This window comes from uncultured Veillonella sp., from assembly GCF_934230905.1.
Taxonomy (GTDB): Bacteria; Bacillota; Negativicutes; order Veillonellales; family Veillonellaceae; genus Veillonella.
The window spans coordinates 1-21,314 of record NZ_CAKQFJ010000032.1 but is presented as its reverse complement, the minus strand read 5'-3'; the positions used below and the strand labels follow the sequence as shown (position 1 = coordinate 21,314).

14 protein-coding genes and 2 pseudogenes are annotated in these 21,314 nt (G+C 38.5%); 15 read left to right on the top strand and 1 reads right to left on the bottom strand.

From position 1 onward, the window contains the following. On the top strand, positions 1-4,011 hold a 4,011-nt coding region (locus Q0E20_RS08300; protein ID WP_295998868.1), incomplete at its 5' end, for a hemagglutinin repeat-containing protein. Then, complete coding sequence (locus tag Q0E20_RS08295; protein ID WP_295998863.1) at positions 3,986-4,414, top strand: hypothetical protein; 429 nt, start codon at positions 3,986-3,988, stop codon at positions 4,412-4,414. The genes Q0E20_RS08300 and Q0E20_RS08295, both read left to right, overlap by 26 nt. Positions 4,415-4,794: 380 nt before the next feature. Here Q0E20_RS08295 and Q0E20_RS08290 read toward each other — a convergent pair. Then, positions 4,795-5,870 (bottom strand): annotated as a pseudogene (locus Q0E20_RS08290) (IS30 family transposase). Between the two features lie 205 nt (positions 5,871-6,075). Between Q0E20_RS08290 and Q0E20_RS08285 the strand changes: the two are divergent. From Q0E20_RS08285 to Q0E20_RS08225, 13 genes and pseudogenes are all read left to right on the top strand, one after another. After that, positions 6,076-6,528 (top strand): hypothetical protein, encoded by a 453-nt coding sequence (locus Q0E20_RS08285; protein WP_295998860.1) that lies wholly within the window; start codon positions 6,076-6,078, stop codon positions 6,526-6,528. A 40-nt stretch (positions 6,529-6,568) separates the two neighbouring features. Continuing rightward, the gene (locus Q0E20_RS08280) at positions 6,569-7,441 is read left to right on the top strand and encodes a hypothetical protein (protein WP_295998857.1); all 873 of its coding nucleotides are present in this window, start codon (positions 6,569-6,571) and stop codon (positions 7,439-7,441) included. Between the two features lie 175 nt (positions 7,442-7,616). After that, positions 7,617-8,360, top strand: coding sequence for a M48 family metallopeptidase (locus Q0E20_RS08275; protein WP_295998854.1), 744 nt, complete (start codon positions 7,617-7,619; stop codon positions 8,358-8,360). A gap of 11 nt (positions 8,361-8,371) precedes the next feature. Next, complete coding sequence (locus tag Q0E20_RS08270; protein WP_295998852.1) at positions 8,372-11,779, top strand: DNA polymerase III subunit alpha; 3,408 nt, start codon at positions 8,372-8,374, stop codon at positions 11,777-11,779. 34 nt (positions 11,780-11,813) lie between these two features. After that, the gene (pyk, locus tag Q0E20_RS08265) at positions 11,814-13,562 is read left to right on the top strand and encodes a pyruvate kinase (protein WP_295998849.1); all 1,749 of its coding nucleotides are present in this window, start codon (positions 11,814-11,816) and stop codon (positions 13,560-13,562) included. A gap of 109 nt (positions 13,563-13,671) precedes the next feature. Then, on the top strand, positions 13,672-14,583 hold the full coding sequence (locus Q0E20_RS08260) for a LysR family transcriptional regulator (RefSeq protein WP_295998846.1): 912 nt from the start codon (positions 13,672-13,674) through the stop codon (positions 14,581-14,583). A 274-nt stretch (positions 14,584-14,857) separates the two neighbouring features. Beyond that, entirely contained in the window at positions 14,858-16,261 is a 1,404-nt protein-coding gene (locus Q0E20_RS08255; protein ID WP_295998843.1) for a DASS family sodium-coupled anion symporter, read from the top strand. Between the two features lie 123 nt (positions 16,262-16,384). Beyond that, a complete protein-coding gene (gene citD, locus Q0E20_RS08250) occupies positions 16,385-16,654 on the top strand; it encodes a citrate lyase acyl carrier protein (protein ID WP_005379312.1) in 270 nt (89 codons plus the stop codon). Then, on the top strand, positions 16,654-17,619 hold the full coding sequence (locus Q0E20_RS08245; protein WP_005382238.1) for a CoA ester lyase: 966 nt from the start codon (positions 16,654-16,656) through the stop codon (positions 17,617-17,619). The genes citD and Q0E20_RS08245 overlap by 1 nt, the downstream gene beginning before the upstream one ends. Further along, positions 17,609-19,156, top strand: a complete 1,548-nt coding sequence (gene citF, locus Q0E20_RS08240) for a citrate lyase subunit alpha (RefSeq protein ID WP_295998839.1) — start codon at positions 17,609-17,611, stop codon at positions 19,154-19,156. Before Q0E20_RS08245 ends, citF begins: the two co-directional genes overlap by 11 nt. A 237-nt stretch (positions 19,157-19,393) precedes the next feature. Then, positions 19,394-19,897 carry a hypothetical protein gene (locus tag Q0E20_RS08235; protein WP_295998836.1) on the top strand — a complete coding sequence of 168 codons (504 nt, stop codon included), beginning with the start codon at positions 19,394-19,396 and terminating at the stop codon, positions 19,895-19,897. 11 nt (positions 19,898-19,908) lie between these two features. After that, positions 19,909-20,783 (top strand): annotated as a pseudogene (locus Q0E20_RS08230) (DUF4261 domain-containing protein). A 28-nt stretch (positions 20,784-20,811) separates the two neighbouring features. After that, on the top strand, positions 20,812-21,168 hold the full coding sequence (locus tag Q0E20_RS08225; RefSeq protein ID WP_295998830.1) for a cupin domain-containing protein: 357 nt from the start codon (positions 20,812-20,814) through the stop codon (positions 21,166-21,168). The last annotated feature ends 146 nt before the right edge of the window (positions 21,169-21,314 follow it).

The window sequence follows — 21,314 nt, the reverse complement described above, 5'->3', positions numbered from 1 at the left end:
TATGAGGCAGCTAATAGCAAAGTTGAGTGGGATAGTCGAAATAATCGACGTGAAACGATGACCGGTGTAGATCAAGGCCGTATTGGTGGTGCGGGTGACACAACAGTAGTCGCAGGCCGAGATGTATCTATGGCGGCAGGTGTTATTACCTCTGATATGAACACTCAAGTGACGGCTGGCCATAATGTAACGATGAAAGCTATGAATGCTACACATGAGCTAGAAGAACATCGTTTTGACAAGGGCAAATCTGGTGGTGGGCATTCTCAAACGACAGAGTCTCATGATCTTGTTAACGCACAATCATCTGTGGGGAGTAGCATTGAAGGTAAGAATGTTTCTGTTGTAGCCTCTGATGCTGTACAACTTGCAGGTAGTCAACTATTAGCGGCAGATACTGTTCAAGTATCTGGTAATACGGTTGCATTACATACAGCGAAGGCCAATAGTACAGTCAATCATGTGTATCTAGATAAAAAGAAAAGCTTGGTTAAACGTGAAAGTACCAATGCCGTTGATGATGCAACTACTACAGTTGTAACAGGCTCTACCGTAAGTGGTAAAGATATACGAATCACAAGTGCTCAAGATGTAACAGGTCAATCTGCTCAAATTATAGGCGAACATACAGTAGATGTTATAGCTGGTGGTAAGGTAGAACTTGGTGCAGATAAAGCCATTACAGATGGTACTAGTGTATATCGTCATAAGAAATCTGGTTTGCTTGGTAGTACAGGAATAGGCTTTACTATAGGTAAAGAGAAACACAATATAGATGAAACTAACCATGAAGAAACTACTGTACGAAATACAATTGCCAGCACGAAAGGTAATGTTACCGTCAAAGCGAATGATAGAGTTCACATTACAAGCGCAGATATTGTTGCTAAAGAAGGCGCTGTGTTAGATGGATCTGCGGTTATATTAGATGGTAATGTAAACCATAATCACATGAGTCACGATGAACGCTATAAGAAGACGGGGCTTACCGTATCCTTGGGTGGTGCAGTGGTTGATACGCTTACTAATGCAACTCGTACTATAAAACAAGCGGGTAGCCGTGATGATAAGCGTTTAGCTGCACTTGAACTCAATGAAGCACGTCAACAATTGCAAGATGGCTATGCGGCGGTAGATAAAGCGGTTAAGGGCGTCAAACTTCGTGATCCTGATGGTAAAGTATTAAAAGACACAAAAAATCATTCCCGACGCGGTCAAAAAAATATTGACGATGCTATTAATTTGTCTGTGAGCATTGGTAGCACGTCAAGGAAGCAAGGACAAGTAGTAGATACAAATACATATCAAGGTGGTACTCTTGTTAGTGATAGTGAAGTACAAATCAAGGCTCGTGATGCTCAGCAAAGTGGTATTGGTTTAACTGGTGAAACAGTACAAGCAAAAAAACTAGTATTAGATAGTGCTAGTGATATCAACCTTGCAGCGGGCAAAAATACTGTAGATGTTAAGAATACCTATAAAAGTTCTGGTTGGAGCGTAGGTGCTGGCATTAGTTTGACTGGTGGTGGTCTTCTCGACATTAATGCAAGTGGCAATATGGCTCGTCAAAATGGCGATATCCATCAAGAAAACTATGTACCAACGACGATTAAAGCCGCACAATTAGCACAACTTAAAGCAAAGCGAGATACTACTATTATTGGTTCTACTGTATCTGGGAAGAAAGTTGAAGTTGATACAGGTCGAGATTTACATATTCAGAGTTTACAAGATGTAGATAATTTTAAAGAACACAGTAAGTCTGCAGGCTTCTCTGTATCCTCTACACCTAATTTCAAAGATCCAACCGGTAGTATTAGTGCTAGTGTAGGCCGTATTGATAGCAAATGGAAAAGCGTGACTCATCAGGCAGGTATTTATGCTGGAGAAGATGGCTATGATATTCATGTAGGGAATGGTACTACATTAGAAGGTGCTGTTATTAAAAGTGAAGCTCCAAAAGCTAAGAATACATTGACTACTAAATCTCTTGAGATGAAAGATATCCAAAATGAAGCCGAGTATACCTATAGCAATAATGGGATAGGCTATAACTACTATGGTAGTAAAAAGAAACTCGAAGAGATGAAGACCAAGGATAAAAAAGGGTATGATAAAATTTATAACAGTATTGGTCTAGTTCCAAATTTAGGCGTAGGATCTAAAGGTAAAGCAAACTCTACTACTCAATCTGCAATCTCAGATGGTATACTAACTGTAGATGGTAAAGAAATAGATACTAAAACCATTAATACAAATACCGAAAATACCTTACATCAATTAGATAAAATTTTTGATAAAAAGAAAATTGAAGAACGTCAGGAGTTAGCACGTTTATTTGCTAAGAATGCTTATGAGCAATTACATAACTGGCAACCTACCACAAAAGAAGGCAAGATTGCTAAAGCTTTTGCTCATGGTGTGATTGGCGAGTGGGCTGCACGTATGGCCGGTAATGCACCTGGTAGTGGTTTTAAGGCTACAATGACCAATGAAATGCTTATAGAAAAGATTAAGCAAATTGCAGATAATGATCCGGCATTAGCACAATGGTTGAGTGCTGGGGCCGGTGGTGTAGTTAATAAAGTTAGTGGTGGCTCTTTAAATGCTGGGGCTGCGGTGTCAGCTTATGCTACTAAATGGAATGCAGAATTAACAAGTCCATATCCTATAGAAGTTGATTCGGCGAAGTTATTAGCGGGACTTAGATTTAGTGTTGTAGGAAGTGTGTTTTATAAAGCTTTAACGACTCCTATAGAAACAGGGCGTGCTGAGCCAGTTACTCTTAGTGAAGCTGATACTCAGGAGTTTCCATGGGCTAGATCAATTGATCAACTCACAAATTCAAGTGTTGATACCAGTTATGGTGAATCTAGTGGTGAAAGTATTGATTCTGGAGAAGGAAGAAACGCTTCCGAATCGAGATTTAATGGGCCTTGGAGCATAACTGTACCATATGTAGGAACTGAGTATAAAGTTCAATTAGATTACAATCCTGGAATAGGATATCAGTATATTAATGTTTTCCATGCTTCTAATGGTAACACCTATAAAGACAGTGGGAAATGGGATGTTATAGGGCGTAGATTTTTTGATGGAATTAGTATTCCCCAAAGTACAGCATATTCCGGTCGCTGGATTGGACCAGATGGTACGGATAATTGGGTAAGAGATAAAAATAAGTTTAATGATTTTTTTATTCATATTACGAGTTTAATTAGTGGACAACAAGTACAATTACCTTATACAATTGGAGATGAAAGCATTATAGATGATAGTTCCGATTCGTTTATTAAGAATCCAAGAACTGGAGCCTGGGAATCTATAAAAACGGGTGCCCCTGTAAGTGAAATTATTCTAAAGCAATTTCCTTTGAGAATTAACCCTTTAAATAATCATTTAGATTTACCAAATGTTAGCAATGATAATTCTAATATTGGGAATTCTAGTAGTGATGATGTCCCTAATATAAACGAGGATAATTCATCTAATAAAAAGGATCCACATAATAGTGGACCATCTATATCTGGACCAGTAATTGTGGGGTTAGCTAATGAAGCAAATAAGAAGAGAAATATTATAGCTCAAAAAGTCTCACAATTAAAGAATTCCTTGCCGAAATCAAAAAGTGAAGTTAAGGAAAAAGGTAATACAGGAACGGGTTCTTCAGAGAATACAATTAATGTAGATGAATTAGAAAAAACTTTTAAAAATCGTAAATATGAAGAAATGGATATTAATGATTTTGATAGATTAAGTTCTAAATATTTAGGACCAAAAGGATGGTCTGTAAATAATCGTAATAATAGATTACATGTAAAGGATAATAATAATATTATGCGGTTGCGGGTTGATCCACCTGATAAGCATACACCTTATAATCATTTACATATATATGATAAGAATGGTAAACCATTAGATAGTAACTGGAAACCTGTTGGACGTCGTGACCCTGAAGCACATATAAGAATTAAAGAGGATAAAAATGATGGAACTTCAAAAAAGAATTGATATATTAGATTTATGGGATGAAATGCCATATTCATTAGATATTAAAGATTTTGGTAATACAGTCATATTATTGTCAGAATCCTGTGAAATTAGATTTATTAACTGTATAGAGGTTAATATTAAAAGTGACCTTTTATTTAAGAATGAATCAATGAAATTTCATGAATATCGTAATCATGAATATGATATTCAAGATATTAGTGTCGAACCATGTGTTGTTAAAACAGATGGAACTATGACTCATAATAAGAAAAGGGTAAGTCCAGTACTAAATGGTGTTAAAGCTAAAATAGTTATGCCTGTAATGTGTATTGATTTGATTGCTGTTGATTTTATAATTTCCACAAAGGCGGATGAAGAGAATCTAATACAGTCTAAGTTTAGTTATATAGATCTTGAATAATTAAACGTATTTTATTAAATCTTTAAACTGTTAATTTATATAGTCTCAGGGAGAATGAAATCTTTACTATTTTATCTTTAATGGTCCTTTTCCGTATGGGAATATAAAATTGGAGTCAGTCAACTATAATTTAGTTATTAACGGAAATCGTATAATGTTTGACTATCAGAGATTAGTTCATACTAAATGGAGGTTCTATAATAAATGTTGGGGTGACATCATTAACGGTGTCACTACCAACATTATTTTTTTTGCAAAAAAATAAGCATACAAGGCTCACATGCTTTACAATAAAAGTGTCAAAGTCCTAAAAAAGGATGTGAGCTTATATGCCTACTACTGATTATACTGAATTTTTACATAATGTAAAAAAGAATATCTTAAATTGCAATATGAAATTGAACAGTATCCAAATCTACAATCTTATTAACTTCTTCAAGAAAGACCTCCAAGGGGGTTCTATAATTTAGAAGCTTGCGTGGCAAAGTATTATACCATTTAAGTGTTCGTCGAATAGTTTCCTCTGAAACGGCTTTTATTGGCATTCCTTTCGGTATACATCTACAAAGTAAACCATTATGCTTTCGTTCAATCCACGCTTCCAAGCAGAATAATGTCGAGCAAAATAAATAGACAAGATTTCATTTTCTAAATTAGATATCTCTGAAAACTCTAAACCGTTATCTGCAGTTATTGTTTTGCATAAGCAAGCTAGATTAACATCTTTAAACGTATTTAACCATGCATGCAGTGTTTCTTTTACATCAGTAGCACGTGCTGAGGGACACCGTAAAGCCACATACAATCTGCTTTTACGCTCAAGTAAAGAAATTAAAACATGGTCTGTCTTATCTTTTGTTCCACGGACGGTATCTAATTCCCAATGTCCGAATTCCTCGCGCGTTTCAATATTAGAATCGCGAAGTTCTATGGATTTACCAAGTTCTCGCTTATGTTTTCTAGAAATAGATTTTCGTTGAGAATGCCGCACTACCAATGGTAAGTCAATTGCTTTTATACCTAATATGCCTTTGTGAAGATAGTTATATAAAGTTTTAGCACAAACCATTTCATTACGCATAAACAAATCCTTATGTTCAGCATATCCAACAGTAGCATCAAAGGACCAATGATCATCTAGAACCTTGCTTTCAATCCAATTTATAAAAGATTCTATAGCACCAACTTTCATGGTATTAGAAGAGCCCACACGTTGTCTTTCATATGTTGCTTGTCCAGAATCAGCTAAATATACAAGTTGAGATTTACCTTGTCGAATTTGAATTACAGTACCACGTTTTAATTCTGTATATATAGTTGTTCTAGAACGGCCAAGTGCACGTGAAATTGCCGTAATACTATCTCCTAGAACGATTCTCTTTTCTAAATAAAATCGCTCTTCGAAGTTTAAGTGTTTGTTTGTACGTAATGTCGTGTTATGATTATTATAGTCCATAGTGATTACCTCGGTTATATTTTGATTAGACACCTAAATCATAACACAAGGTTCACTATGGATTTTTATTTGTTCAATTTCATTCTACAATTAAGCTAAATAATAAAATATTACTATTCGATAAAAATAAGTTCTAATTATATTAATGGAGAAACTTATGAGGCTAGGTTTTTCGTGAATTGAATATATAGAAAGGTTAGATAATATGAATACAACTATATATGAAGCCGTAGCTAAATATAAAAAAGATGATACATTACCATATACAGAGTATTTTAGTTTAGGGTATTTTTCGACTAAAGATTTAGCAGAAAATGCAATAATGTTAGCTAAAAAACTTCCTGGATTTAGAGAGTTTTGCGATGAAAACTTTTATATTGAGGAATTTGTTTTAAATGATGGGGTACCAAGAAATTATAGTGTAGATGATTCTATCAAAACCAATGAAGTTTTTATATTGTGGTATGGGTATGATGTTGATGCAATATATACAGTGGGTGGAACTTTAGGTGTATTTAGTGAATATGAATATGCTACATTAGCAAAAGAAAAATATAGTACTTGGGACATATTTATTGTTCATGGGTTAGACAATTTTGGTATTGGGAAAGGTGTATTAAATGAACGTCAATGGATAGATGGCTTTGTAACAGTTTAAAAGTCAATAATTTAAAATGGTATTGATTGGATGAGCTTTCATGCGGATAGGAAAAAACTCAAAAAAATGGCTTGAGAGAATAGGTCTTTCTTGTTTAATAGTAGTAGGTATTATTTTTTGCGGTTGGCTTTTCTTTGCTACAAAATTTATGCACCCATTTATCCACTATTTGGATCTTAGGGGGGGGATAATATATTACAAAGAGCCAACTAATATAATTGCTTCTAATGTTCTTGGTTTTGATGAAGTACGAGGGAAAATATATTATATAACTACAAATGGTATTGGTGTATATAATGAATTAAATAACGATCATGTATTTATATTACATAAAGAGCCACCTAATGAAATCAGAATAAATGACATTACTAATGTATATCCAGAATTTAGTCGTTTTTCTGATTCGGAACAGGAAGTTTGGAAAAGCAAATTTTATGCTGATTTTAGGAAAAGAATTCCTATAGAGGAGGGAAATATCATTAGATTTCCATTCTTTTTCTCTTACGAAACCCGTGGAATTTATAATTTAGCTACAGGATCTAAATTATCGAAAATTGATACGTATAAAATTTCTAATAATATATTCTATAATGTTGATTTTGGTAGTATTACTAAGATAGATTTAGAAACTGGTGTAGTATGGAAGTATTATTCTAATAACTTATTAAATTATAATTTTATTAATGAACCGGTTTCTAGTAAAACAAAAGAGTTTAGTATTAATGAATTAATCAAAGAACGAAATCATGATAAACAATTAAAAGATAAAATTATAGCTATAGATCATTATAGTCAATTTAGTAAAGATGATAAGGAAGTTATAGAAGAATTATTTGTTAAGTTAGTTACTGCACGAGATAGTATGAGTTTAAAACCAGAACATAAAATGGGTCTAGAGAACTATCTAGAGTGAATTTAGATTGCTCTTTATTATAATGACACTTATATTCTCCCACATGGGGAGTGGATAGGTGTCATTTTTTATATTACAAAGTAATAAAAATCAGTAATGTTTAAAATCTAAGTAATTCTATTAGAATCACCAGATTTTAACGAATTTATGAGTATTTTATGATAAAATAAAAGGTATGAATACTTCAACAACTCGGTCTATTACCTATAATGGTGATACAATTGAATATGAATTAACAATCAAGCGTGTAAAGAACATAAACATGCGTGTTCACAAGGATGGTAGTGTCCATGTTTCGGCGAATGCTTATATACCAGCCCATCGAATCGACGCGTTTGTTATCGAAAATATACCCTTTATTGAGCGGGCTCGTTTTAAATTAGAGGCGTTAACGGCACAGCAGATAGAGGCGTTGCAATATGTGACGGGTGAAACCGTATCTATTTTGGGCATGCCTGTTTCGCTAGAGGTGCTTGAAACATCGGGTAAGCCGCATATTAAGTTTGATGGTTCTAGTCGTATGGTGATGTTCGTTAAATCTGATTACACCTATGAAAACAAGCATAAATTAATGCAAACCTTTTGGCGCCAGCTAGGGGAAAAGGTGTTTACTCATTGGGCGAAGGTTGTGTATCAACGCTTTTACCAGCAACATATTGATGTGCCCATGCCAACGGTAAAGCAACAGCGCATGAAGAGTCGTTGGGGTTCTTGTACGCCATCAAAGCAGCTCATTAAGATGAATATGCGTTTATTAGAAGGGCCTCAGGCTTATATTGAGTACGTTATGGTCCATGAGTTTGCCCATTTTAAATACTTGGATCATTCCAAGAACTTTCACAATTTAGTGGCCCAATTTTTACCAGATTGGAAAGCCCGTAAGAAATCATTAAATATCTATTTTGCACATAGACCGTAAGGAGGTGTACCATGAAGCCATTTGTACATTTACATAGTCATACGGAATTTAGTTTGTTAGACGGCATCAGCCGTTTGCCGGATATGGTGCGCCGCGCGAAGGAATTGGAACAACCAGCCCTTGCCATTACGGATCATGGCAATATGTATGCAGCCATCTATTTTTATAAAGAATGTGTGGCACAAGGCATCAAACCAATTATTGGATGTGAAGTATATGTCACAGAAGGTAGCCGCCTAGATAAGCCAGAGGGGCGCAGCCGTGAACGTCTTAAGCATTTAATTTTATTGGCTGAAACGATGGAAGGCTATCGAAACCTCGTTAAAATCGTATCTAAAGCCTCTACGGAAGGTTTTAATTATAAGCCCCGCGCTGACCATGATTTGTTGCGTCAATACAGCAAGGGAATCATCGCCCTTAGTGCGTGTATTCAAGGGGAAGTGCCTCAATATATTCTGCAAGATAATATGGAGGGGGCTCGCCGAGCTGTTGAGTGGTACATCGAAACCTTCGGTAAAGATAATTTCTTTTTAGAAATTCAAAATCACGGTTTACCTGAAGAGTTACGTGCTCAACAAGTGCTATGCCAATTAGCTGACGAATATGGCCTAGGCATCGTGGCGTCCAATGATTTCCACTATGTTATGAAAGATGACGCTGATGCTCAGGATATCCGCGTTTGTATTCAAACGGGCCGACGTCGCGCCGAAGTAGACCGTTTGAAATTCCCTAATGATGAGTTCTATTTAAAATCTGGGGACGAAATGGCGGAACTCTTTGGACACATCCCTGGGGCCTTAGAAAATACAGTAAAGATTGCAGACCGATGCAATGTAGAATTCAATTTTGATGAACACCATTTGCCGCACTTTGATGTGCCTGAGGGCGAAACGTCTAAAACCTATTTGCGTAAGGTTTGTGAACGAGAAATACCTCGCTTATATGGCGATACATCAGAAGAACTCAAAAAACGTCTCGACTACGAACTCGATGTTATCGGAACAATGGGCTTTGAAGACTATTTCCTCATCGTATGGGACTATGTGCGTTACGCACGGGAACACGATATTCTAGTCGGCCCAGGCCGTGGTTCTGCAGCCGGCTCTGTTGTAGCCTATTTATTAGGCATTACAGGTCTTGATCCATTACAATATGATTTGCTCTTTGAACGGTTCTTAAACCCAGAACGGGTAAGCATGCCTGATATCGATATCGACTTCTGCTATGAAAAGCGGGGCGAAGCTATCGACTATGTAACGCGAAAATATGGACAGGCTCGCGTGTCTCAAATCATCACCTTTGGTACAGAGGCGGCTCGCGCCGTTATTCGCGACGTAGGTCGTGTGCTCGATTTACCATTAGCTGAGGTCAATCGTATTGCGAAGATGATTCCTAATGAATTGGGCATCACCTTAGAAAAGGCTTTAAAGGGTAAAGATTTAAAAACTCTATATGATACCGATCCTAATGTAAAAGAGTTATTTGATTTTGGTCAAAAGCTAGAGGGCATTGCTCGTAATTCGTCTACCCATGCGGCGGGCGTCGTAATTTCTGCAGACCCTTTAGATGACCATGTGCCTGTACAAAATTCTAATGAAGAAGGCTTTGTCACTCAATATGATAAGGATAATATCGAAGAACTAGGCCTGTTAAAGATGGACTTTTTGGGCCTTCGTACATTAACCGTTATGGGGGATGCCCTTAAGCTCATCAAGGCAAACCGAGGTATTGATCTTGATTTAGATGCTATCCCATTAGATGATAAAGAGGCTTGTGAACTCCTTACTAAAGGCGATACATCAGGCGTATTCCAGCTCGAATCCGATGGGATTACCAAGCTTGTTATGGATTTGAAGCCTGAGCATTTTGAGGATTTAATCCCTCTCGTTGCACTTTATCGTCCAGGCCCTTTGGGGTCTGGCATGGTGGCGGATTTTATCGATCGCCGTCATGGTAAAAAAGAGGTAACCTATTTACATCCAATTTTGGAACCGATTCTGAAAGATACGTTCGGCGTTATTCTCTACCAAGAACAGGTTATGCAAATTGCGTCTGCCATGGGTGGATTCTCTCTAGGGCAAGCGGATTTGATGCGCCGTGCGATGGGTAAAAAAAAGGAATCCGTCCTCAAGGCACAACGAGAATCCTTTATACAAGGTTCTATCAACAATGGCATCGAAGAGTCCATTGCAAACGAAGTATTTGACTTGCTCGTTTACTTTGCTGGCTATGGCTTTAATAAATCTCATAGTGCGGCCTATGCGTATATTGCGTACCAAACAGCGTATCTTAAGGCGCACTACTTCCCAGAATTTATGGCCGCTACCATGACAAGCTTTATGCAAAATATGGATAAGCTCACCTATTATATTAATGCATGTAAAAAACATAATGTGCAGGTGCTCGGTCCCGATGTGAACCATTCCTTGCGTAGCTTTGCCGTACAAGGTGATGCCATTCGCTTTGGCCTTGGGGGCATCAAGAACGTAGGGGACAATGCTATCGATCGACTCATCGCTGAACGTGAGGCCAATGGTCTCTATACGAGCATTACCGATTTTTGTCGTCGCGTAGATAGTAAGGTCGTTAATAAACGCTTGCTTGAAAGTCTAATTCGCTGCGGTGCTATGGACGGATTTGAGGAAAACCGCAATCAGTTGCTACACATGTATGAAAGTGCACAGGCCGTAGGGGCTAAGCAGCAAAAGGATGCCGCCATGGGGACTATGAGTCTCTTTGGTGAAAGCACGGATGACGTCGATATGATTCCGGTACCGAATCTACCTGATTTATCGGAAGATGATAAATTAAAGGATGAAAAGGACTACACAGGTTTTTATATTACGGGCCATCCATTGCAAGGGTATAACAAGGAATTGAAAGGCCTTTTTGAACTGGGGCAACTCCTTGAAAATCCAGAGCGTTTTGATGGTCAAACGATTACTTTTGGTGGCCTCATTGCTGAAAAAGGGGATAGGCCTACAAAACGGGGGGATATCATGAGTATTCTTCGCATTGAAGATTATTCTGGTTCGGCTCAAGTGGTAGCATTCCCGAAGGTATTTGCACAGAGTCAACAATTCTTAGCTGTCGATATGGTTGTTAAGGTGCGAGGTCGCGTTGATGCGGATGAAAAGGGTGTACAGATTATTGCAGACCGTATTGCACCGCTAAAGGTGAACTATAACAATGCACGACAAATCGCTATCCATATTCGAGGTGCCTATGATACGCCAGAGAATAGCAATGCGTTGAAGGAAATACTTTCACAAGCAGAAGGGCAAGTCCCGACAGCATTATATTTACACAAACAACGAAAACGAATTAATTTATCACCTCAATTGTGTTTTGCACCAACAGATGAGATTATCGCACGCATTGAAGCCGTTTTAGGTGAAGGCGCCGTAGAGGTACAATAGGGTATAGTAAACAACATCCCATTTAGGAGGATATATGAAACGTACAAAAATTGTTTGTACTGTAGGGCCAGGTACAGATGCATTCGGTATTTTAGAAAATATGATGCGTGCCGGTATGAATGTGGCTCGATTTAATTTCTCTCATGGTTCTCATGAAGAGCAAGCGGAGCGCATGCAAATGGTGCGTGATGCGGCAATGATTGTCAATAAACCAATCGCATTGTTGCTCGATACAAAGGGCCCTGAGGTTCGTCTAGGACTGTTTAAAGAAGGTAAGGTATTCCTCGAAGCAGGTCAACAATTTACATTGACTACGGATGATGTGGAAGGCACGTCAGAGATTAGTACTGTAAACCATAAAGGTTTAGTAGGCGATGTACACGTTGGTGATACGGTCTTATTAGCTGATGGCCTTGTTAGATTATCTATCGATGCCATTGAGGGGCATAATATCATTACAACTGTACAAAACAGTGGTGAAATTGGTAATCGCAAACGCGTGGCCGTGCCCGGTGTAGCGCTTAGTTTGCCACCTGTATCCGAGCAAGATGAATTAGATTTGCGATTTGGTTGTCAACAAGGTGTGGACTTTGTGGCGGCATCCTTTATGCAACGCGCTAAGGATGTAGTGGCTATTCGCCGCATCTTGGAATCTGAACAAAAGGATATTAAGATTATCGCCAAAATTGAAAATGCTGAAGGGGTTAATAATATTGATGAAATCCTCGATGTAGCCGATGGTCTTATGATTGCCCGTGGTGATTTGGGTGTAGAAATCCCAGCCGAAGAAGTACCGGTATTGCAAAAGATGATGATTGAAAAATGTAATCGTCTTGGCAAACCTGTTATTACGGCTACGCAAATGTTGGAATCAATGATTCAAAATCCACGTCCTACGCGTGCCGAAGCGAGTGATGTGGCCAATGCTATCCTAGATGGCACTGATGCGATTATGTTATCTGGTGAAACTGCAAATGGCGCATATCCAGTGGAAGCCGTTACAACGATGACACGTATTGCAGAGGTAACGGAGCAATCCGTCATTTATGATCATAAGAGCAGAACGCAGGAAAGCGTTGATGTGACAACCACTGAGGCTGTATGTTTGGCCAGTGTGCGCGTTGCGAGTGAGCTTGGGGCAGCAGCTATTTTGACATGTACTGAATCTGGTCATACTGCGATTAGTGTGGCTCGTCATCGCCCTAGTTGTAAAATTATTGCTATTACACCTCATGATGAAACAATTCGTCGCATGCAATTGTGCTGGGGCGTTGAAGCTATCAAGGGCCGTGAAAATATCAACTCTGATGAAATGGTAAAACAAGCGATTACTGGTGCTCTCGGGGCGAATGCCATTAACTCTGGTGATTTAATTGTCGTTACTGCTGGTGTACCTTCTGGTTCTACAGGTACGACAAATATGATTCGCGTTCATATCGCAGGCAAGGTATTGTTGTCTGGCAATGGTATCTTGCGTAAATCTGCTACGGGGCGTGTATTTATTGCAGCAAATCATAAGAATGAGTATGAAAGTTTCCAATCTGGTGATATTCTCGTAGTAGGGACTATGGAACCAGAATTGATGAACATTGCTAAACGAGCTGGCGGTATTGTAGCCGTAGAAGATGGCTATACATCAGATAGTGCTATTGCGGGCATTACGTATGGTATTCCTGTTATCTTAGGCGCTAAAGATGCTCATGACGTATTGCTTGAAGGTGCAGAGGTCACTATCGATGGCGAACGGGGCAAGGTGTTTGCAGGCATTGCTAATGCTAGATAATATGTTACTAGTTGATATTAGAAAATAAGAACTAGTCAAAATACAATTTAATTATTAACATTTTAGCAATAAAGAGTTTGAATAGGTTAATTTGAAAAGGAGTACGACTATGGATGATAAAGAATGGCGTACCTTTGTAACCGTTGTGGATGAAGGTAATATAACGAAAGCTGCTGAAAAGTTATTTATATCGCAACCTGCTTTGAGTTATCGACTGCGTCATCTGGAAGATAGTGTAGGGTACTCTTTATTGCTTCGTACAACAGAAGGTATTACGTTAACACCGCAAGGTGAAATTTATTATGATTATTGTAAGCGTATGTTACATGATAAAGAATCATTGGAACATGCATTGACATCGTCTACTGGTAAGATTCAAGGAACTTTGAAAATTGCATCGTCCATTAATTTTGCGGATTATGAACTACCGGCTTTGTTAAAATCGTTCCGTGAACAGTATCCAGATGTTCACATCCAAGTTAAGACAGCTTTCAGCCATCAAGTGGTGAAGATGTTTAATACTGGCGATTGTATGGTTGCGTTTGCCCGTGGTGGTTATGAAGTATCCGGCAATTCGGAATTGTTGTTGGAAGAACCATATTGTTTGGTGTACAAAGAACTAGTGCCACCAGAATCGTTAGAGAAGGTGCCATTTATTCGATACCAAACCGATGCATCAGTTGCCAATATCATTGAAAAATGGTGTGCTGAGCATTTTGAGGCACCTCCTATTGTGGCGATGGATGTCAATTCTATGAGTACATGCCGCCACTTTGTGCGGGCTGGGCTAGGGTGGTCTATCTTAACCTATATGGGGCTTGGATCTTGTAAAGATAAAGATATTTATGTTAGCCCATTGCGTAGTAAGGATGGAACGTATATTACACGTGATACCAATATGGTATACACAAAAGAGTCGGCCAATCTAATTGCTGTTAAAACATTTATTGAGTATGTACGAGATTACTATAAAAAACACACTGTCGTAGACGATAGTATTTTTAGAGAATATCAATCATAACATGTAAGTGCATGTATACATCTTGTTAGAGTTGTATGCATGCATTTTTTACATTTACAACTGAAAAACTATGAGTAAAATGCATAAAAAGTATGAATGACAGTTATAAAAATTTTTATGACCCCTATAAAGGTAATCTATTTTTCATTATTCTGTTAAGCATCTATAATGAAGTTAGACTTAAACAATGTAATTGATGTCGCGAACGATTATGTTGCCAAAGACTAGATGATCTTATGTATGCCTAAGTTAGTTAAGAAAGGTAAAGACAGACATGAAAGACAAATTATGGCGTGTTGCCGTTATGGCTGCCATCGTCGCAATTGCGTGGTTTGGGGGCACACCAGAAGGCCTTAAACCACAAGTATGGCACTTATTTGGTATTTATTTAGCAACAATCGTAGGATTGGTATTAAAACCATTCCCAGTACCTATTACCGTATTATTAGGTGTTGCTACATCTTCTATTTTATTAAGCAATGTAAAAGATGTATTAGCTGGTTACAGTAATACCGCATTATGGTTAATCTTTGCAGCATTTGCTTTATCTGTTGCATTTGGTAAGACTGGACTTGGTCACCGTATTGCATATCACTTAGTTCGCGCATTCGGTAGCACCACACTTCGTCTTGGCTATGTAACTGCATTCCTTGATTTGATTTTATCCCCTGCAACACCATCCAATACAGCTCGTGCAGCAGGTATTGTATACCCTATCAACTTGTCAATCGCAGAAGCTGTAGGTTCTCATCCAGGTGAAACTGCTAAAAAAGCAGGCGCTTACCTTTTGCAAAATGGTTACTTTGCTACAAAAGTAACATCCTTCTTGTTCGCTACAGCAATGGCACCAAACTTATTGGCACTAGACTTTATTACTAAATTGACTGGTGTATCTTTAAACTGGGGCCAATGGGCTTTAGCTATGTTTATCCCTGGTTTCATCATGTTAATGTTCATTCCTTTTATTGGCTACATGTATGAACGCCCATCTGTAAAGCAAATTGATAATAAGAAAATTGCTGCTGATGGTTTAGCTGAATTAGGGCCTATGAAGTCATCTGAAAAAGGGCTTATCGCAATTGCTATTCTAGCAATCATTGGGTGGGTCCTACCTACATTTGGGTTCAAAATTGATGCTACTGCTGTTGCAGTCGTAGCAATGCTTGCAACATTCGTATTTGGGATTATCTCATGGGATGATTTACTCAAAACAAAAGCTGCTTGGAATACATTGATTTGGTTCGGTGGTATCTTGGGCTTGTCCTCTGCATTGACAAAGGGGCAATTCTTCGAATGGTTGGCTAAATTCTTAGAAACTCATATGAATTTTGGTCTAGATCCGTTCATGATGCTGATTATTATTGCGGTTATTTCTGTGGCAGTTCGTTACTTCTTTGCGTCTGGTACTGCTTACATCTCTGCAATGCTTCCAGTATTCTTGCTTGTAGGCGTTAATGCAGGTATCGATCCTACATTACTAGCTTTCATCATGATCGGTACAAATGCATATGGTGGTTCCGTAACTCACTATGGTGCAGCACCTGGGCCTATTATCTTCTCCGCTGGTTACAACAATGTAAAAGATTGGTGGACCGTTGGCCTCATCTCTGCCGTTGTATGTTTAGTATTGAACTTCGTCATCGGTATCCCTTGGTGGAAAATTGTTGGTTTCATGTAATGTGAAACTTTCATAATGGAGTGTTAGAATTTAATTAGTAGTATTCAATATCTGTACAAGGCTCACGCGACGAGCCTGTACAGATTTGGGGTTTATAAATGTTTCATAAGGAAAGGATGTAACATGGCACAATTAGTGAAAGCTGCGCAAGCAGGCTTCGACGAAAAAAATGATGCATTAGTAACGGTTGAACCGATTGCTAGTGGCATCGAAATCGAATTGACTTCTAAAGTTATGCGTCAATATGGCGACCAAATTAAATCTGTTATCTTGAACACAGTGAAAGAAGCTGGTTTTGATGGCGTAAAAGTAACTGTACAAGATAAAAACGCTTGGGATTACACAATTAAAGCTCGCGTGTTGGGCGCATTAGAAAGGGGGAGCAAAGCATAATGGCTAACGATAAAACATTTCCAGAAGTAAAAACTAATCCGCTTACAGAAGCGGCTAAAAAACGTTTATCCCGTTCCATGATGTTCGTTCCTGGTAATACACCAAAAATGATTAACAGTGCTGATATCCACGGTTCTGATTCCATCATGATCGATATCGAAGATTCCGTGCCTATTACAGAAAAAGACACAGCTCGTCTTTTGACTGCAGAAGCATTGAAATCCCGTAAATTCCGCGCTGAAACTGTAGTTCGTATCAACCATCCTACACAAACACCTTATGGTTATGACGATCTTGATGTTATCGTTCCAGCAAAACCTGATATGATTCGTTTACCTAAAACTGAAGATGTTTCTGAAGTTGAAATCGTAGCGAAGAAAATTGAAGAAGTGGAAAAAGCTAATGGCTGGCCAGAAGGTACAATCAATATCATTGTAGCTATCGAATCCGTTCGTGGCTTATACAATGTTCGCGAAATCTGCCATGGTCCCCGCGTAGTTGCTATCGCTCTTGGCGCTGAAGATTACCGCGCTGACCTTCGCACAGGCAAACATAAACCAGCTGTTGAATTGTTGTTCGCTCGTCAAACAATCCTTCATGCAGCACGCGAAGCAGGTATCCGCGTAATTGATACTGTATTCTCTGACGTAAAAGACCCTCAAGGTTTCCGCGAAGAAGTTGAATTCATTAAAGCATTGGGTTATGACGGTAAATCTTGTATCCACCCAAGCCAAATTAAAATTATCCACGAAGTATTCACTCCTGATGAAAAAGAAATCGCTCATTCCGTTAAGGTATTGAACAGCTATGCTGATGCATTGCGCAACAATAAAGGCGTAATTTCCGTAGATGGTAAGATGATTGATGGTCCTATCGTAGTTCGTGCACAACGTGTAGTTGATAAAGCACGTGCAGCAGGCATTAAAGTTGAATTAGAGGAAGGAGCAGAATACGATGTTAAATAAAGTAGGTCGCGATATCCCAACAAATATCCCAGCACTAGAAGGTCGCGAAGTATATCAAGGTGAATTCGCAATTGAACCTAAGGCAAAACGTGCAGGTAAACCTGTTCATATGAGCCGTGTTGGTACTAATAAAGTTCTTGCTTCCATCGATGAAGCAATCGAAAAAGCTGGCGTAAAAGATGGTATGACATTATCTTTCCATCATCATTTGCGCAATGGCGACTATGTTATGAAAATGGTTATGGAACGCGTTCAAGCGAAAGGCATTAAAGATATTACAATCGCTTCTTCTTCCTTGTCTCCATGTCATGACTTCTTGGTAGAAATGATTCAAGACGGTACTGTTACAGCGCTCGAAACATCTGGTCTTCGCGATCGTCTTGGTAAATTCTTAACACAAAACCCTGGCGTATTAAAACGTCCTGTAGTCATTCGTCCTCATGGTGGCCGTGCTCGTGCTATCGAATCTGGCGAAGTTCATATCGATGTAGCTTTCATGGCCGCTCCTACAGCTGACCCACGCGGTAATGCAACTGGTCGTATGGGTAAATCCGCATGTGGCGCACTTGGCTATGCTAAGGTTGACTCTCACTATGCAGATACAACTGTTATCATCACTGATAACCTAGTTGATTATGTACACGACTATGCCATCCCTCAAACAGATGTAGATTATGTTGTTCCTGTTGAAAGCATTGGTGATCCAGAAGGTATCGCTTCTGGTGCGGTAGGTTTCACTAAAAACCCTATCCAAATTAAAATTGCTGAATTAGCTGGTGAATTCCTTGACCAAGCTGGCATCATTAAAGATGGTTTCGTATTCCAATTGGGTGCTGGTGGTGCTCCATTGACTGTGGCAAAATTCATCGCTGAAAAACTTCGCAAACGCGGTGAAGTAGGTGGCTTCGCTATCGGTGGTGCTACTGGTATCTTGACTGGTATGCTTGAAGAAGGTTTGATTCGTGCTATTTACGATACTCAAACATTCGATACAACTGCAGCAGCATCTTTAGATAAAAACCCTGCACACATCGAAATGTCTGCTTCCATGTATGCTAACCCATGGACAGACTGCACTACAAACTACCTAGACGTAGTATTCCTTGGTGCTACTGAAATCGACCTTGATTTCAACGTAAACGTAATGACTGACTCCAATGGTGTATTGATGGGCGCTTCTGGCGGTCACTCCGATACAGCAGCAGGTGCTAAATGCACAGTTATTACTTGCCCATTGATCCGTGGCCGCTTGCCAATGATCCGTGACAAAGTAGCAACTGTAATTACACCAGGCTCCTCTGTTGACGTTCTCGTTACTGAATACGGTATCGCAATCAACCCAGCTCGTACTGATTTGATTGAACGATTCAAAGATAGCAACTTGCCTATCTTCACAATTGAAGAATTACAACAATTAGCATTTGACTTAGTAGGTAAACCACAAGATATTCCTGTATCTGATAAAGACGAAGACATTATCGCAATCGTAGAATATCGCGATGGTTCTATTATCGACGTGGTTCGTAAACCTCTATAATTGAGTAGGGCTTTGCGACCTGTAGCATCCGTTACGGTTTTACAATCCCTTGCTGATTAGTTAACACAAAGACCCTCTTAATAGTCCTCGGACTCATGGGAGGGTCTTTTGCTATTTATAGATTGTTTTAATATTAACTATAGAGTCAGAGATAAAATCTAATGTGGCAAATATTGTACATAGATATAGTTATACTTTTAACATAGCAAGATTGGAGAGCTTTAGGAGGTAGTTTCTATGTATCGATGTATTGCCAATTTAGAGATTGACCTAGATGGATTACGTGAGTTTTATAGTGAAGTAGATGAATATAAAACATTAAATATGTACCAAATAATATCAGCATGGTTACAGGATGATTTAGATGGACCTAATCCAGAAAAGACCGTATTTGGTGTATCAGAGTATGCCTTAGACTGGATGTCTGTGTTACCTGGAGATATTTCTTATCGAAACCTATTTGATATGGAAAGCTGTAAACGGGGCAATTGTTTTGAAAGTATTGATTATTTATATGCAAAATTTCTACAAACATTGGAGAATAAGAAACGATTTGAACTTGAATATGAATCCTTATGCTTGGATTATCTAAAGGTGAATCCACAGTTTATGGATATTACTCTAACTTGCTGTAGAAATATAGATTTTTTATTATTTATAAAACATTGGTTACGTAATTGTAGTACTTATAAACATCCGATATACTATAAGATAAAAGATGTGTATTATGTGGAATTTTAAGGAGAGAGACTATGAGCCAAGTATTTAAACAAGATCTAACAGATGATTCCGTTCGCCCTGGCGGTTTGTTTTTCGTTGAGTTATTAATGCCGAAGCAGTGTGATATGCCTACTCGAGATACAATGGTAGAGGTATTCACAAAGCATTTAGGCCCTGTTGATTGCTTTAGTTATGGAGCTGAGTCTGCTGGTTTTGCACCTCAGAATTATAAGGTTCATTATGAAGATAATGATGCCGATATCTCACCGACATTGATGGTGACGAATTGTGAGAAAATCGATAAACCTGTATTAGATGACTTTGAGCGTAGTCAAGTTTGGGATTGTCCAAATGTAGATGAGTTGTTAGATGAGTGCCAATATAGAGTATTTGCTACGGATATGTTAGCTTCAGGTTTAGAGCCTAAAGAACGAGCTGATATGCTCGTAAAATATGTAGATGCGCTGTTGGAGCTATATCCATCTTGCAAGGCCGTTATTTTTGGACCATCTCGTAAGTTCTTAAGTCGTGAAACCATTGAAAATCATCCAGATAAAGAGGTAACTCGTTTTATTTATTATGCTGTAAATGTGCGATACTTTAGTATTCAAGGCACAGATGACATGATGGTTGATACGTTAGGCATGAGCACCTTATTCTACCCTGATGTGCAGTACCATTTTCACGGCATGAATCCCGATGAGATCGTGAATCATGCGTATAGTGTGTTGTATTATATCTTTGAACATGATATACTATTGATGACGAGCGAACTATTGCAGGCTTAGAAAATGGAGATATGAATCCAGATATTAAATGGAAGGTTCAATATGAGGACTCCTTAATTCAACCTGTTCGTACTGTTATAGATATCAATATGGGTGAATACGCATCTGGTACTCGCTAGTTGTTAATCGATGAAAGGTGTGAGCATTATGAGTAATCAACGTGTTTTTGACATGGAACTTGTGAAAGTTGAAAGTCTAGAGAAAGCAGTTAGGACACCATTTTATGAAACTGATTCCACAGGTGGTTCAGTATGGGTTATTAAACCTGGTCAAACCTTACCAAAGCATTATCATCATAACTCTGATGATATATGGGTTATATTGCAAGGCAAGGGGGTATTTTATCCAACGCCTGATACAGAGGTGCCTTTTACAAAGGGGCAAGTTATAGTATCTAAAAAGGGTGAATGTCATGGTGCAAAAAATACGGGAACCGAAGATATTGTCTTTGTGAGTATCGTTGCTCCTGTGCCAGCTGATTATGATCCTATTAGCACTAATTAAGGCTCTATAATAAATGTTGGGGTGACACCACTACGGTGTCACTTCCAACATTATTTTTTTGCAAAAAAATAGGCTTATAGGACAAAAAGTGTGTGTGAAAACCCTTATAACACTAGATATTTACTAGTGTTATAAGGGTTTAATCT